General features: G+C 72.2%; 11 protein-coding genes and 2 pseudogenes. 2 read left to right on the top strand and 11 right to left on the bottom strand.

What is annotated here, in order from left to right:
- Nucleotides 1-82: 82 nt before the first annotated feature.
- The 6 genes and pseudogenes from H8R17_RS11520 to H8R17_RS11495 all read right to left on the bottom strand — a co-directional run.
- A complete protein-coding gene (locus H8R17_RS11520; protein WP_187823052.1) occupies nucleotides 83-220 on the bottom strand; it encodes a hypothetical protein in 138 nt (45 codons plus the stop codon).
- Nucleotides 217-2,526 (bottom strand): molybdopterin cofactor-binding domain-containing protein, encoded by a 2,310-nt coding sequence (locus H8R17_RS11515; RefSeq protein WP_187823051.1) that lies wholly within the window; start codon nucleotides 2,524-2,526, stop codon nucleotides 217-219. Before H8R17_RS11515 ends, H8R17_RS11520 begins: the two co-directional genes overlap by 4 nt.
- Nucleotides 2,523-5,027: a 2Fe-2S iron-sulfur cluster-binding protein gene (locus tag H8R17_RS11510; RefSeq protein WP_187823050.1), complete on the bottom strand. Its 2,505-nt coding sequence runs from the start codon at nucleotides 5,025-5,027 to the stop codon at nucleotides 2,523-2,525. The genes H8R17_RS11515 and H8R17_RS11510 overlap by 4 nt, the downstream gene beginning before the upstream one ends.
- Entirely contained in the window at nucleotides 5,024-5,917 is an 894-nt protein-coding gene (locus tag H8R17_RS11505) for a xanthine dehydrogenase family protein subunit M (protein WP_187823049.1), read from the bottom strand. Before H8R17_RS11505 ends, H8R17_RS11510 begins: the two co-directional genes overlap by 4 nt.
- Nucleotides 5,918-6,235: 318 nt before the next feature.
- Nucleotides 6,236-7,254, bottom strand: a pseudogene (locus H8R17_RS11500) (family 20 glycosylhydrolase).
- Nucleotides 7,255-7,287: 33 nt separating this feature from the next.
- Nucleotides 7,288-7,535 (bottom strand): annotated as a pseudogene (locus tag H8R17_RS11495) (carbohydrate ABC transporter permease); the annotation flags it as partial.
- Nucleotides 7,536-7,552: 17 nt separating this feature from the next.
- On the opposite strand from H8R17_RS11495, the gene H8R17_RS11490 reads away from it, so the two are divergent.
- Nucleotides 7,553-8,062: a histidine phosphatase family protein gene (locus tag H8R17_RS11490; protein ID WP_187823048.1), complete on the top strand. Its 510-nt coding sequence runs from the start codon at nucleotides 7,553-7,555 to the stop codon at nucleotides 8,060-8,062.
- A 130-nt stretch (nucleotides 8,063-8,192) separates the two neighbouring features.
- On the opposite strand, the gene H8R17_RS11485 is transcribed toward H8R17_RS11490, so the two are convergent.
- Nucleotides 8,193-8,474 (bottom strand): DUF3039 domain-containing protein, encoded by a 282-nt coding sequence (locus H8R17_RS11485; RefSeq protein WP_187823047.1) that lies wholly within the window; start codon nucleotides 8,472-8,474, stop codon nucleotides 8,193-8,195.
- A gap of 64 nt (nucleotides 8,475-8,538) precedes the next feature.
- Nucleotides 8,539-9,111, bottom strand: a complete 573-nt coding sequence (locus tag H8R17_RS11480; RefSeq protein ID WP_187823046.1) for a YqgE/AlgH family protein — start codon at nucleotides 9,109-9,111, stop codon at nucleotides 8,539-8,541.
- A 253-nt stretch (nucleotides 9,112-9,364) separates the two neighbouring features.
- Between H8R17_RS11480 and murA the strand changes: the two genes are divergently transcribed.
- Nucleotides 9,365-10,705, top strand: a complete 1,341-nt coding sequence (murA, locus tag H8R17_RS11475) for a UDP-N-acetylglucosamine 1-carboxyvinyltransferase (protein WP_187823045.1) — start codon at nucleotides 9,365-9,367, stop codon at nucleotides 10,703-10,705.
- Between the two features lie 119 nt (nucleotides 10,706-10,824).
- On the opposite strand, the gene H8R17_RS11470 is transcribed toward murA, so the two are convergent.
- The 3 genes from H8R17_RS11470 to H8R17_RS11460 form a co-directional block, all read right to left on the bottom strand.
- A complete protein-coding gene (locus H8R17_RS11470) occupies nucleotides 10,825-11,106 on the bottom strand; it encodes an HU family DNA-binding protein (RefSeq protein WP_187823044.1) in 282 nt (93 codons plus the stop codon).
- Between the two features lie 395 nt (nucleotides 11,107-11,501).
- A complete protein-coding gene (locus tag H8R17_RS11465) occupies nucleotides 11,502-12,935 on the bottom strand; it encodes an NAD-dependent malic enzyme (protein WP_187823043.1) in 1,434 nt (477 codons plus the stop codon).
- A gap of 343 nt (nucleotides 12,936-13,278) precedes the next feature.
- Nucleotides 13,279-15,639, bottom strand: a complete 2,361-nt coding sequence (locus tag H8R17_RS11460; RefSeq protein ID WP_187823042.1) for a UvrD-helicase domain-containing protein — start codon at nucleotides 15,637-15,639, stop codon at nucleotides 13,279-13,281.
- Nucleotides 15,640-15,711: the final 72 nt, after the last annotated feature.

The following is a 15,711-nucleotide window of genomic DNA, read 5'->3' as shown; positions in this document are numbered from 1 at the left end:
CCCACTGCTCAGAACACTACGCCCCACCACTGACAACGCCCTCGTATCAGAGAACGCGGAGGCCGCCGGGTGCGTTCCCGGCTCAGCCGAAGTACACCCCGCCGAGTACGACCACGGCCGCCGCGAAGACGAACAGCAGGATCCAGAGGACCAACCTGCCGACGCTGGGCGGGGGTTCGTAGCGCGGCAACTCGGGTGCTCCGGGGGCGGGCGTGCTCATCGGTCGGTCACCACCGCGGCCTGGGGGCGGATCGGGAGGCGGTTGACGGGGCGGCCCGTGGCGGCCCGTACGGCGGAGGCGACGGCCGCGGGAGAGGTGACCACCGGGACCGCGCTGACCGCCTTCGCGCCGAAGGGGGCGACAACGTCCCGTTCCTCGACGAGTTTGACGATCTGGATGTTGGGAGTGTCCAGGGCCGTCGGCAGCGCATAGCCGGTCAGGTCGGGGTGGCGGATCAGGCCTCGCGGCGTGCGGAGGTTCTCGGTGAGCGCGGCGCCCACACCCTGGGTGACGCCCGCCTCGATCCGGGCGGCGAGCTGGGCCGGGTTGAGGATGCGGCCCACGTCCTGCGCGACGGCCAGTTCCACGACCCGGACCGAGCCGAGCTCGATGTCGACGTCCACGACCGCGCGGATCGCGCAGAAGGACATGCCGACGAAGGCGTCGCCCTGGCCGGACCCGTTCAGCGGCTCGGTCGGGTGCGGGCGGCACTGGGCCGTGGCCCACAGTTCCTTGCCGTCCATCGCCTCCTTGACGGTCGTCGAGAGCACTCCGTCGTACGAGGTGATCTTGCCGTCCGTGATCTGCAGGAGCTCCGTGGACATGCCGAACTGGTGGGCCAGCGGCTGGAGCAGCTGCGTGCGGACCATCCTGGCCGCGCGTTCCACCGCGCCGCCGGACACCCACGTGTGTCTGCCGCGGCAGCCCGCGCCCGCCGAGGGCTGGTCGGTGTCGACCGGCGCCACGTGGACCTCTTCGATGCCGAGCGTCTCCTGGACGATCTGCCGGGCGAGTGTGCTGAAGCCCTGCCCGGTCTCCACCGCCGCGCACAGCACCGTCGCCACGCCGTCGTGGACCTTCACGGTCGCCGTGGAGACCTCGTCCGCGCCCTCCGCGCCCAGCATGTGCACCATGCCCAGGCCGTAGCCGACGCCCCGGCGCACCGCGCCCGGTTCGCCCGCGCCCTCGGGGCCGCCGGGCAGCAGCCACTCGTCCTCGGGTGTGTCCTTGGGCAGCGGCGGAAGGGGATGCTCCTGTACGGCCTGCAGCAGCTCGGCCACCGGTGCCGGGCACGTCACCGTCTGGCCGGTCGGCAGCACGTCGCCGGTCGCCATGGCGTTGCGCAGGCGCAGCTCCGCCGGGTCGACGCCGAGCTTCTTGGCCAGCTTGTCCATCTGCGCCTCGTACGCGGCGCACACCTGCATGGCGCCCTCGCCGCGCACATGGCCGGAGGGCGGGTTGTTGGTGCGTACGGCCCAGCCCTCGATGAACGCGTTCGGGACGACGTACGGACCGCAGGCGAACGCCACGGCGGCGGCGAGCGCGTCCGAGGACGTGTCGGCGTACGCGCCCGCGTCGAGCAGGATCTGCGCCTCGACCTTCACCAGCTTGCCCTCGGCGTCGGCGTGGTGCCGGTACCGCAGCAGCGTGGGATGCCGGTGGGTGTGGCCCAGGAAGGACTCCTCGCGCGTGGCCGTGAGCTTGACGGGGCAGCCGGTCTTCAGCGCCAGCAGGCCGAGCGGGAGCTGGAAGCTCTGGTCCTCGCGGTCGGCGGTGGCGCCGGGGACGCCGGTGACGACGACCTTGACGCGCTCGGGCTCCAGGCCGAACGCGGCGGCGGCGATGTCGCGGTCGCTGTGCGGGTCGGTGGAGGCCAGATACAGCTCCACGCCGCCGTCGGGGCGCGGCACGGCCAGGCCCGCCTCTGCGCCGATGGGGGCCGGGTCCTGGCGGCCGATGCGGTACAGGCCCTCGGCGACGACATCGCCGGCCGCGTCGGGGTCGCCGTGGCGCAGCGGGATGTGCCGGATCAGGTTGCCGTCGGGGTGCAGCGGCTCGGCCTCGAAGGCCTGCTCCGGGTCGATGACGGGGTCGAGCGCTTCGTACTCGACGATGACGGCGGCGGCGGCCATCCGCGCGGTGTCCGGGTGGTCGGCGGCGACGGCGGCGATGGGCTCGCCGTGGTGGCGTACGACCTCGGAGGCGAAGACCGGGCGGTCGGCCTTGCCGCGGCCGCACACCGGTGTGCCGGGGATGTCCTCGTGCGTGACGACGGCCCGTACGCCGGGCATCTCGCGCGCGTGGGAGGTGTCGATGGACACAATGCGCGCGTGCGGGTGCGGTGAGCGCAGCACGGCCGCCCACAGCAGGCCCTCGGCCCACAGGTCGGCGGCGTACGGGAAGGTGCCCTCCGTCTTGGCGCGGGCCTCGGCGGGCAGCAGGGAGGTGCCCAGTCCGTGCAGGTCCGGGTCGGGGGCGGCCTCCGCGGGCTGCGCGGCCTGCGCGGTGGCTGCTTCGTTGCTCACGCGTGGCCTCCGTCCTGGCCGTAGGGCTGGTCATGCGGTCCGTGCGTTCCCTGGCCCGCCGGAGATCCCGGGGATCCCGGCGATCCCAGTGACCCTGGTGATCCCGTTGATTCGAACACCGAGGGGTGGACGCCGCCCGCGCCCGGTCCCGCCTGGTGCGGGATGCGGGCCTCGTCGGCGTTCGCCTCGGGCGTGTCGGCCCCGGCGTGCGCCTCGCGTTCGGCGACGACCTCCTTGACGGCCTCCACGACGCCCCGGTAGCCGGAACAGCGGCACAGGTTGCCGCACAGGGCCTGGCGGGTCTCCAGCTCGGTCGGCGCCGGGTTGCCCTCCAGGAGGTCGTGCACGGTCATCGCCATGCCGGGCACGCAGAAGCCGCACTGCACCGCGCCGCACCGGGCGAGCGCCCGCTGCACGTCCGACGGCTGCCCGTCGGCGGCCAGGCCCTCGACCGTACGGACCTCGCTGCCGGCCGCGGTGACGGCGGGGACCAGGCAGGACGCGACGAGCCGCCCGTCGACCTGGACGTTGCAGGCCCCGCACTCGCCCTGCGAGCAGCCGTCCTTGGCACCGGCGAGCCCGAGCCGCTCCCGCAGCACGTACAGCAGCGACTCGCCGATCCACGCGTCGGTGACGGGCCGGTCGACGCCGTTGACGCGCAGGACGTAGGAGGCGAGGGGGTGCTCCTCCTGCGGGCGTGCGGGGGTCGACTCCTGCGAGGGGGCGCCCTCGTATGCGGGGTCGGAGGCGGGCCGCGCGGTGGGCTCGGTGCCCGGTTCCTGCGGCGCGGCGGCCGGGTCGTGCGCGGGCTCCGAAGTCGGCTGCGAGGACCGCGAGGTGGGCGACGCGTCGGCGGTTGGCGTGTCCTCGGCCCTGGAGGCGGCGGCCGTCACGGACTCCCGCGCGGCCTCTGGACCGGCTTCGGCGTCTCCGGCCCCGGCGTGTTCGGCGGGGTGCTCAGCGGCCTCCCGCGCGCCTCGGATGTCCTCGGCCGCCTCGAGGGCCTCAGCGGTCCCTGGAGCGGCCTGTGCGGCGGGCTGCCGGGCGAAGTGGATACGGGGGTTGGCGGGTGCGTCCGCAGCCGATTCCGGGGGTGCCTCCGCGTACCGGGCCGACTCCGGGGACGCCTCCGCGTACGGGCCGGCGGGCTGCTCCCGCGCGGGATCGGCCGGCCGCCGCTCGGACGCGTGCGGGTCCGGCCGCCCCGGTGCTCCGTGCGGGTGCCCGGAGGGGCCGTGCTCGCCGTATGTGCGCCCGGACGGCGCCTGATCGCTGTACGTCCGCTCGGAGGGACCCTGCTCGCCGTAACTCTGCTCCGACAGGCCGTGCTCGCCGTACGCCCGCTCGGACGAGTCCTGATCCCCCTGCGGGTGCCCGGACGCACCGTGCTCCCCGGGTGCCTGCGGGTTCATCCAGGGTTGATCCGGCAACTGCCCGGCGACCGGGGCCTGGTCCGGCGCTTGGCCCGCACCAGCCGACGGGTTCGTCGTGTGGCCCGCACCGGCCGGTCGTTCCTGTGGTTGTCCGGCACGCGTGTCGTGTTCGGGCGCGTGCCCCGCGCCGCCGGGCCGCCCCGGCTGCTGCGACTGCTGGCCCGCACCGGCCGGCTGCTGCGGTGTCTGCCCGGTGCCGGTCTGTTGTCCGGCACCTCCGCCCCCCGGCGTGCCCTCGCCCCACGGTGCACCGGCCGCCTGTGGCGCCCAGGGCGCGGGCGCGCCGCCCGGCAGGGTCGCGGGCGGTGTACCGCCCCACTGCTCGACCAGCGACGACGCGGTGAACTCGCCCGACTCGTCCGGAAGGTCCCCTCCGGCGACGGGGATGGACCACTGTCCGGTCACGTCGTGACCCGGCGCGGCGTCGGCCGGGTCCGGCTCCGACGCGGCGGCCTCCGGGAAGTTCCACTGCCCGGTCGCCCCGGAGTTGTACGTGAACCGGTCGCGCCCGGCGTGTCCTTCTTCCCCGGGGTGTCCGCCGTGCCTCTCGTGTCCGCCGTGTCCGCCGTGAGACGGGTCCCCCGCGCGCGGGTCGGCCTGCTGGGCCCCGGCGTGGGAGGCGTGCGGCGGCTGCGCCGCGCCGTGCGGGGCGTGCGGCTGACCGGTCCCGGCGCTCGCGGCATGCGGCTGCGCACCGGGGTTCGCGCCGTACGGCTCCCCCCCGGCGTTCGGACCCTGCTGATACGCCTCGGCGTTCGGCTCCTGCCGCACGCCCGGGCCGCCGCCCGTGCCGCCGGCCGGGTCGCCCCACTGCGCGCCCGGCATCGGCCAGGAGCCGGTGCCGGGGTCGGTTCCGGGGGGTGTGGTGGGCGACACCGTTATCTGCGGGGGCACATAGCCGTGGCCGGGCGCGGCGAGCGGACTGTCCGCGGAGGCCAGCAGGGCGTCGACGCCCCCTTCGGGGAGCTTCACGAAGGCGGTGGCGCCGTCGTCGTAGTCGCCCTGGGGCAGCGGGTCCCAGCGTCCCCCGCCCTGTGGCGTGCCCTCTCCGTGCTGGTCGTCGGTCACGACAGCGCCCTCCCCAGTGCTCGTCGGGCCAGCGCGGCGACGGTGCGCCGCAGGTGCAGTACGGCAGGCGGAAGCTGCTCTACTGAGCCGTCCTCGGCCGGGACGGGGTCGGGGATGCAGGCAGCGGCGACGTACTCGCCGAAGGCGCTCAGCGCCTCCGGCACGATCGCGCGGTTGTTGTCCCAGTCGATGAGCTGGGCCACCCACTGCTCGGCGTCCAGAGGCCGGAGCGCCATCGGCGCTATGGCACCGACCGCGCACCGCACGCCGCGGCGCGCCGGGTCGAGGACGAGCGCGACGGAGGCGACCGCACGCCCCGGGCCGGTGCGGCCGGTCGCCTTGAGGAAGACCTGTGGGGCGTGCAGCAGCGGCACGCGCACGAAACCGATGAGCTCGCCCGCGCGCAGCATTTCCATGCCGGCCAGCAGATGCGACACCGGGATCTCCCGGCGGACTCCGCCCGGGCCCGCGATGATCAGCGTCGCCTCCAGGGCGGCCAGCACGGGCAGCGCGTCCCCGTGGGGGGCGGCCGAGGCGATGTTGCCGCCGAGGGTGCCCGCGTTGCGGATGTGCGGCGGTCCCGCGGCGCGCGCGGCGGCGGCGAGCGCCGGGATGAGGGCGGCGAAGTCGGGGCGGCCCATACGCGCGTGGGTCAGACCCGCGCCGAGCAGGGCGTGGCCGTCCTGGTACTGCCAGCCGCGGATCTCGCTGATGCGGTTCAGACCCACCAGTGCGGCGGGCCTGAGCTGTCCGGAGTTGACGGCGGCCATCAGGTCGGTGCCGCCCGCGACGGGCACGGCGGCGGGCATGGCGGTGAGCGCCGCCACTGCCTCGTCCAGCGTCGTGGGCAGCGTCACGGCCTGCGCCGCCTGCGGTGCGCTCGTGGTCAAACCGGCTGCCCCTTCCCGCTGCCCCACCTGGTCCTACCTGTGCTGCCGTACGGTACGTGCTGACAGGGCGGACGTGGCAACTCTGGCACATCTTCGCAAGCGCCGAAGACGGGGGTCCGACAGGAGGCATTCGCCCACCTCACCCGCGAGATGGCCCGATTTCGCACGGCACCACCGGTGCGCACGAATTGGCACTCTTCGGTGACCCTTGCGCGGTTTTTCCAGTGCGTGTTCGGTCCACCGGAAGTGCCTGCGCCACCTGTTTGGACACCCGTGACACGGTTGGTCGGCCGTAGCCACCGTTCGGCGGGCAACCGGTTACCTGCGGGGCGGCGGCCCGTCGATCGGGCAGCCGAGTACGCCGGGCCGCCGTTGCCATGGCAACGGCCCCGTGGGCGGCCGGCAGGCGACGCCGAGGGCGTCAAGTCGCCGGTAGTGGACGCCATCCGGCGCTCGAACCCGGCGAAGTCCCGGTCCGCCGGGGCGGGCAGCCGGCTCCGGGCCCCCTCGGCGAAGGCCGCGAGCCGGGGGAAGGTCTGGTTGGTCCACGCGTGCGGGATCCTCCATCACCTCGGTCCACACGTCGGCCTGCGTACCGGGGATGTGCGCGGCCTCCTCGGGCGTCGACTCCGGTGGAACCGGCTCGAACCGATAGACGTCGTCCAGGCGCACGTAGCCGATGGACACCGGCTCGTCGGCGCCCGCGTCCTGCCGGTGGTCCGGGTACACCTGCTGCTCGGGACACATGACGACGTCGTGGCCCGCGCGAGCGCGGCGGCGACCCCGTCGGCGTACCCGCGCGAGCGTAGAAGCCGCCGTGTGGCTTGTCCCCCTCCCGCAGCGGCGAGGCGCAGTGGCCGAATTTCGTGCGGGAACGCCAGGAGCCGGCCTCGGTGAGCCGCGGGTACTTCCTGATCTGCACGCGCCATCCCTGGCCATCCGTCAAGTCGAAGTGGAAGACGTTGAGTTTGTGCGCGGCCATCAGGTCCAGGTAGCTCAGCACGCCGTCCTTGGGCATGACGTGCCGGGCCACGTCCAGCATGAGGCCGCGCCAGCGGAAGCGGGGGCGTCTGCGATCGTGACGTGCGGCACGGCCCAGGCTCGGTCGCGCTGAGCGGGGTCCTGCGGTACGCGTCGGGGCCGAGGAGCTGCCGCAGCGTCTGGGCGCCCCAGGAGACACCGGCCGCGCTGCCGCCTTCGACCAGGACGCCGGTCGAGTCGCTGACGAGGCGGTACTCCTCGGCGCCGAGCTCGGGGTCGAGTTGGAGACCGATGCCGTCGTCAACTGCGACGCCCTCCGTTGCGGTGCCGGCGTAGAGCTGGGAGTGCACCGACAGCCGCACCTCGCCGGAACCGGCGACGACACTGCGGGTGTTCAGCTGGCCGAAGTCCGTATGAGGAACAACAAGGGAATCGCGAGGGCCTCGACCGGCACCATCTGGGCCACCAGGAACATGATCAGCAAGGTGGTCCGGAAGCGGAACCGGAGTTGCGTCACGGCGGTCGCCGCGAGAAATGCGATCAGAGCCGAGGCGATCACGACGGCACCCGCCACGACAAGGCTGCTGAGGAAGTACCGGCCGAATTCCTGCTGTTCGAACACGGGCCGGAAAGTACTTCGCGATCTCGTGGTTGATGCCCTTCGCTCGCCGCGCTTCCTTTGGCGGTGACCGCCGCCGCGACGACGGCCTCACCACGGTTTTAACCTCCGACCTGCAGCGGGCCGTGGACACCGGGCGGATCGCGTTCGCGGACACCACGATGCCCATCCGCCAAGATCCCCGTCTGCGAGAGTGCAACTATGGCGACCTCAACGGCGGCCCGGCCGTGGCCGTGGCATCGCGGCGGGCCTGCCACATCGATGATCCCTTCCCTGGCGGGCAGAGCTACCAGGACGTCATCACCGCCACGGCCGACTTCCTGCACGACCTGGCCACCACCCATGTGGACGGGAGCCGCGTCCTCCTGATCGCCCACGCCGCCAATCGGTGGGCACTTGACTGCCTACTCCACGGCGCCAGCCTGCAAGATCTCCTCGATGCACCGTTCCACTGGCAGCCCGGATGGGAGTACGCCCTCCCGCCACTGACAGATACGCAGTCGTTTCGGTCGCGGCGCCAGAGGTTGGATAAACAGCCACAATAGGTCTCAACCACTCTGTGACCGGCGGACGCATCCCGTGCAACGTGCAGACAGCACAAACGCCCCCAGGGCACGCAAAACGCACCCTGGGAGCATAAGCCTGAGGACGAGCCGGGGGACGAGCCGGGGGGGGTTACTTCCCGCCGCCGCCCTTGTCGTCGCCGCCGGCGCCCATGGAGTCGTAGATCTCCTTGCACATGGGGCACACGGGGTACTTCTTCGGGTCACGGCCCGGCACCCAGACCTTGCCGCACAGCGCCACGACGGGGGTGCCGTCGAGGGCGCTCGCCATGATCTTGTCCTTCTGGACGTAGTGGGCGAAGCGCTCGTGGTCACCGTCACCGTGGGAGGTCTGCGGCGTCGGCTCTACGAGGGTCCCCGTCCCAGTCCCGCGCTCGGGCTCAAGAGTGCTCATATCGCCAAGAGTACTGAAGCCCGGCAGTGAAGCTCACACGCATCAGCAACGACGCCCGTCCGCATCAGTTGAGCGAGGGGTCGTCGGGGTACGTCGCGACCATCGCCAGCTCGCTGCGCTGGCGGCGCAGCACCTCGCGCCACAGGCGCTCCGGGAGCGGGGAGGAGACGTCGCCGGGCTCCGACTCGACGACGTACCAGGCGCCTTCCACCAGCTCGTCCTCCAGTTGGCCGGGGCCCCAGCCGGCATAGCCGGCGAAGATTCTCAACGACCCGAGGGCCGAGGCCAGCAGCTCCGGCGGGGCCTCCAGATCGACCAGACCGATCGCGCCGTGCACCCGGCGCCAGCCCAGCGGGGCCGCCTCCCCCGCGGCTCCGCCGGGGACCACCGCGACCCCCAGGGCCGAGTCCAGCGACACCGGGCCGCCCTGGAAGACGACGCCGGGCTCGCCGGCCAGCTCCGCCCAGCCCTCCAGGATGTCGCCCACGTCCACCGGCGTGGGGCGGTTGAGGACGACACCGAGCGAGCCCTCCTCGTCGTGGTCGAGGAGAAGCACCACCGCGCGGTCGAAGTTCGGGTCCGCCAGGGCGGGCGTGGCCACGAGCAACCGTCCTGTGAGCGAGGACACCTCGGTCATGCCAGACATGATCCCGCATCTTCCCGCGCCGTGGGGAGGCAATGCGCGGTACCGGAGTGAACGCAGCTCAGCGCCGCACTCGCGCGCCCCGCGTGCACCACCGTGACCGTGACCCCATGTGCCCATCACAGAACGGTTCGTGTTGTGACAGTGCTATGACGCGGTTGGGCCGTCCGCGGGCTTACTTCAGGGGGGTCCGCGGCCATTACTCTGTCTCTCCGGCCCCTGCCCCACTCCACGGAACGCGAGATTCATGACCGTCAACGACGATGTCCTGCTTGTCCACGGCGGAACCCCGCTGGAGGGCGAGATCCGTGTCCGCGGTGCGAAGAACCTCGTGCCGAAGGCCATGGTCGCCGCCCTGCTCGGCAGCGCGCCGAGCCGTCTGCGCAATGTTCCGGACATCCGTGACGTACGGGTCGTACGCGGTCTGCTGCAACTGCACGGCGTGACGGTCCGTCCGGGGGACGAACCGGGCGAACTGGTGCTGGATCCCACGTATGTGGAGAGCGCCAACGTCGCTGACATCGATGCCCACGCGGGTTCGAGCCGTATCCCGATCCTGTTCTGCGGCCCTCTTCTGCACCGCCTCGGGCACGCGTTCATCCCGGGGCTCGGCGGCTGCGACATCGGCGGGCGGCCGATCGACTTCCACTTCGAGGTGCTGCGGCAGTTCGGCGCGAAGATCGAGAAGCGGGCGGACGGGCAGATCCTGGAGGCGCCGCGGCGGCTACGCGGCACGAAGATCCGGCTGCCGTACCCGTCCGTCGGCGCGACCGAGCAGGTGCTGCTGACCGCGGTGCTCGCCGAGGGGGTCACCGAGCTCTCCAACGCGGCCGTGGAGCCGGAGATCGAGGACCTGATCTGCGTGCTGCAGAAGATGGGCGCCATCATCGCGATGGACACCGACCGCACCATTCGCATCACCGGTGTGGACAAGCTCGGCGGCTACACCCACCGCGCCCTGCCGGACCGCCTGGAGGCCGCCTCCTGGGCGTCCGCGGCACTCGCGACCGAGGGCAACATCTACGTCCGCGGCGCCCAGCAGCGCTCGATGATGACGTTCCTGAACACCTACCGGAAGGTGGGCGGCGCCTTCCAGATCGAGGACGAGGGCATCCGCTTCTGGCACCCCGGCGGCCAGCTGAAGTCCATCGCGCTGGAGACGGACGTCCACCCCGGCTTCCAGACCGACTGGCAGCAGCCGCTGGTGGTCGCCCTGACGCAGGCCACGGGCCTGTCCATCATCCACGAGACCGTGTACGAGTCGCGGCTCGGCTTCACCTCCGCCCTGAACCAGATGGGCGCCCACATCCAGCTCTACCGCGAGTGCCTCGGCGGCTCCGACTGCCGCTTCGGCCAGCGCAACTTCCTCCACTCGGCCGTCGTGTCGGGCCCGACCAAGCTCCAGGGCGCCGACCTGGTCATCCCCGACCTCCGCGGCGGCTTCTCCTACCTCATCGCGGCCCTGGCGGCCCAGGGCACGTCCCGCGTCCACGGCATCGGGCTCATCAACCGGGGTTACGAGAACTTCATGGAGAAGCTCGTGGAGCTGGGAGCCAAGGTGGAGCTGCCGGGGAAGGCCCTCGGGTAACAGCGGCAGGCATACGTACGCCAATGGGGCGGCCCCCCGTGACGGGGGGCCGCCCCATTGGCGTTACTGCGCGCCCTTGAGCGCCTCGTACGCCGTCCCGTGGCGTACGAACGGCAAGATCACTTGCCCTTGGCGGCTTCCTTGAGCTTGGAGCCCGCGGCGACCTTCACGCTGTAGCCGGCCGGGATCTGGATGGGCTCACCGGTCTGCGGGTTGCGCGCGGTGCGAGCGGCACGGTGGGTGCGCTCGAAGGTCAGGAAGCCGGGGATGGTGACCTTCTCGTCGCCCTTGGAGACGACGTCGCCGACGACGTCGGCGAACGCGGCCAGCACGGCGTCGGCGTCCTTGCGGGTCACCTCGGCGCGGTCGGCCAGCGCGGCCACCAGCTCACTGCGGTTCATGTTCTTACTCCCGTGTTCATCTTGCCGTTGAGGCGTGCCACGCGGCGGAGGCCGCATAGTGGGCACGGCGCAGCGAATGCTGCCAGGGTCGTCGGTGAGTCCCCGGACCCGGGTCCGTCGTCAGGCCCGCGCGCCCAGGGAGGCATCCTGCCTCTACCTGCGGCGCGAAAGCCAATCCGGCACCCGCAGGAGTCGTGAGAACACCCGTGGGAGTCACACGAAAAGAGGGCCTGAGCCTGGCCGACACGATAAGGGGCTGCGCCGACAGGGGGTTCCTCGACGCGCCGTGCCCCTTCAGCGTGGTAATCGTCACAGGCTCACAGGTGCCGTTTCCGCAGGTGCCGCCCGGGGGCTGCCGCCCCCGGATCCCTGCCTGCCGGCCTTCGGCCTCGTCCTCAAACGCCGGACGGGCTGTGTGCGCTCGCGCCCACCGCCTTGGCCGCGTCCCGCACCGCCCCGGCCACCGCGCCCGCGACCTTGTCGTTGAACACGCTCGGGACGATGTAGTTCGGGTTCAGCTCGTCCTCGGTCACCACGTCGGCCAGGGCCTTTGCCGCGGCGATCATCATCTCCGTGTTCACCGTGCGGGACTGGGCGTCCAGCAGGCCGCGGAAGACGCCCGGGAAGACCAGGACGTTGTTGATCTGGTTGGGGAAGTCGGAGCGGCCCGTGGCCACAACGGCCGCCGTCTGGCGAGCGATTGCGGGGTCGACCTCGGGGTCGGGGTTCGCGAGCGCGAACACCACGGCGCCGTCGGCCATGGCGGCCACGTCGTCGCCGTCGAGGACGTTCGGGGCCGAGACGCCGACGAAGACGTCGGCGCCGCGCACGGCCTCCTTGAGCGTGCCGACCAGGCCCTCGGGGTTGGTGTTGTCGGCGATCCAGCGCAGCGGCGAGTCGGCGGCCGCGTCCACCAGGTCCTCGCGGCCGGCGTGCACGACGCCGTGGATGTCGGCGACGACGGCGTTCTTCACGCCCGCGGCGGTCAGCAGCTTCAGGATCGCCGTACCGGCCGCGCCCGCACCGGACATGACCACGCGCACGTCCTCAATTGCCTTGCCCACCACGCGAAGTGCGTTCGTCAGGGCGGCGAGGACGACGATCGCGGTGCCGTGCTGGTCGTCGTGGAAGACAGGGATGTCGAGGGCCTCGTGCAGGCGCGCCTCGATCTCGAAGCAGCGCGGGGCGGAGATGTCCTCGAGGTTGATGCCGGCGAAGCCGGGGGCGATCGCCTTGACGATCTCGACGATCGCGTCGGTGTCCTGGGTGTCGAGGCAGATCGGCCAGGCGTCGATGCCGGCGAAGCGTTTGAAGAGGGCCGCCTTGCCCTCCATGACGGGAAGCGCGGCCTTCGGGCCGATGTTGCCCAGACCCAGCACGGCGGAGCCGTCCGTCACGACCGCAACGGAGTTGCGCTTGATGGTCAGGCGGCGGGCGTCCTCGGGGTTCTCCGCGATCGCCATGCACACGCGGGCCACGCCCGGGGTGTAGACCATGGACAGGTCGTCACGGTTGCGGATGGGGTGCTTCGACGCCATCTCGATCTTGCCGCCGAGGTGCATGAGGAACGTACGGTCCGAGACCTTGCCCAGCGTGACGCCCTCGATGCCGCGGAGCTTCTCCACGATCTCGTCGGCGTGCGCGGTCGAGGTGGCCGCGATCGTGACGTCGATACGGAGCTTCTCGTGACCGGAGGCGGTGACGTCGAGGCCGGTCACCGAGCCTCCGGAGGACTCCACGGCCGTGGTGAGCTGCGAGACGGCGGTTCCGCTCGCGGGCACCTCCAGCCTGACCGTCATCGAGTAGGAGACGCTGGGCGCCGTTGCCATGGCCGACTTCCTCTGCTTTCACCGTGTCGCCGCGTGCCGCGGCGTGTCTCAGCGTTGTGCCGTCCGATCGTCGCACCTACCGCTGAGTAGTTGGTAGCCGCCTCCCATTGCGAACGTTTTGTTCGCGACACAGACCGGCAAAACGCGACACAGACCGGCAAAAAGAGACCCACGTCACGTGGTGACGTGGGTCCCGGAACGTTAGTGACACCGACCCGCCATGCTCGCCTCGCGGCAAGTGGTCGCTCGTAGCGACGAAGGTTGGGCCCGGGGGCTTGGATCGGGCCGGTGCCACATCCAGGCTAACAAACGGATCTCAGCACGCCATTCCCGTCTCGGGAATTCAGTCCCGGAGCAGGTCGGGCACTCCGGCCGCGTCCGGCTCGTCCCGCTCCCCCGACACGACCGTCAGCTGCTGGGTCGCCCGGGTCAGCGCGACGTACAGCACGCGCAGGCCGGCCGGCGACTCGTCGGCGATCTCGGCCGGGGACACGACGACCGTCGCGTCGTACTCCAGGCCCTTGGCCTCCAGGCTGCCGAGCGCCACCACCCGGTCGCCGAGCCCGGCGAGCCAGCGCCTGGCCTCCTCGCGGCGCTGCATGGCAACGACCACGCCGACCGTGCCGTCGACGCGATCCAGCAGCCGGGCGGCCTCCTCGCGGACGGTCTGCGCGAGTGCGTCCCGTACGACGCTGAAGCGCGGCTCGATGCCGGTGGAGCGCACGGCCGCGGGTGACTCGGCGCCCGGCATGGCGAGGGCGAGCACCTTGGACGCCAGCTCGGCGATCTCGGCCGGGTTGCGGTAGTTCACCGTGAGCTGGAAGCGGCGGCCACGAGAGGGGCGGCCCGAAGGGCCCTCCTTGGAAGGGTGGTGGTGGGAGACGGGCGGGCGGATGCCGAGGGCCTCGTCGCGGGCCTGGGCCGCCTCGTCGGGGTCGGACCAGGAGGACTGGGCGGGGTCGCCGACGATCGTCCAGGTGGCGTGCCGGCCGCGGCGGCCGACCATGCGCCACTGCATCGGAGTGAGGTCCTGGGCTTCGTCGACGATGACGTGGGCGTATTCGGTGCGCTCGGCCGCCAGCCGCTCGGCACGCTCGCGCTGCGACTCCTCGCGCACCGGCATCAGTTCCTCCAGGCCGGTGAGCTGGTCGAGCGGGTCCAGCTCGCGCTTCTTCCTGGGGCGGGCCGGAGTGCCGAGGATCGCCTGCAGTTCGTCGAGCATGGCGATGTCGTGGACGGTGTGGCCGTCGCGCCTGAGGGAGCGGGCGACCCGGCGGACCTCGCCGGGGTTCAGGACGCGGCGGGACCAGCGGGCCAGGCGCTTCTCGTCCGCCATGGCGTCGAGGACGGCCTGCGGGGTCAGCTCGGGCCACCAGGCGTCGAGGAACTCCAGGAAGGAGTCCTCCGCGCTCACGTCCTCGTCGAACGACCCCCGCAGCTCGGCGGCCAGCTCGGGGTCGGTCTGGCGGGCGGCGGCGCCCGACTTGTCCCACAGGGCGTCCAGGAGGAGCTTGCGGGCCCGGGGGCGCAGCAGGTTCACGGGAGCCGTGCCGCCCAGGGCGCTGCGGCGGATCCGCTCCAGCTCCTCGCCCTCCAGTTCGAGCCGCCGCCCGAAGGCGACCACGCGCAGCCGGGCCGGTGAATCGTTCAGCTCCAGGGCGCCGCGCGCGGCCTTCCGCAGCACCTTGAGCATGCGGTACGAGCCCTTGGCGCGGGCCGTGGCAGGGGAGTCGTACAGCGTGGCCTCGGCGCCCACCGCGTCCACGGCGAGTGAGCCGATGGCGCGAATGGCGACCTGGCCCTCCTCGCCGAGGGAGGGCAGCACGCCCTCGGTGTAGGCGACCAGGAGGGGGGTCGGCGAGACGATCAGGATGCCGCCGGCGTACCGGCGCCGGTCCTGGTAGAGAAGGTAGGCGGCCCGGTGCAGGGCGACGGCGGTCTTGCCGGTGCCGGGGCCGCCCTCGACGTACGTCACGGAGGCGGCAGGGGCGCGGATGACAAGGTCCTGCTCTGCCTGGATGGAGGCGACGATGTCCCGCATGGTGTGGCTGCGGGCCTGCCCGAGGGCCGCCATCAGGGCGCCGTCACCGATGACGGGCAGTTCACGGCCGTCGAGGTGGGCCGTCAGCTCGGGGCGCATCAGGTCGTCCTCGACGCCGAGGACCCGGCGGCCCTTGGAGCGGATGACGCGCCGGCGCACGACCCGGCCGGGGTCGACCGGGGTGGAGCGGTAGAAGGGGGCGGCGGCCGGGGCCCGCCAGTCGATGACGAGCGGGGCGTAGTCCTGGTCGAGGACGCCGATGCGGCCGATGTGCAGGGTCTCGGCGATGTCGGCCGTGTTGTCCTCGCGGACCGCGCCCTCGGCCGGCTCCACGGCGGTGTACGCGCCGTCGGGTCCCTTCTTGCCGTCCTTGCCGCGCAGCAGGTCGATGCGGCCGAAGAGGAAGTCCTCGAACTCGTTGTTGAGCCGGTTGAGGTGTATGCCCGCCCGGAAGACCTGGGCGTCGCGCTCGGCGAGGGCGCCGGGCGTGCCGACCTGGCCGCGCTTGGCCGCGTCGTTCATCAGGAACTCGGCCTCGTGGATCTTCTCCTCCAGCCGCCGGTACACGCGGTCCAGGTGTTCCTGTTCGACGCTGATCTCTCGGTCGCGCACGGAGTCGTGATCCGAGCTGAGCGCGGTTTCCTGCTGTGCCTGAGCGGCCACCGGGCCCCCTTCTGACGTGCTGGGCAGCCGTCAACCGTACGCGAAGGGAACCCTGTGCGGGAAGCGCCGGGC

It is taken from the genome of Streptomyces sp. TRM68367 (genome assembly GCF_014495685.1).
Taxonomy (GTDB): domain Bacteria; phylum Actinomycetota; class Actinomycetes; order Streptomycetales; family Streptomycetaceae; genus Streptomyces.
Note: the sequence above shows the minus strand (reverse complement) of the source record. Positions and strands in the feature narration are given on the sequence as shown.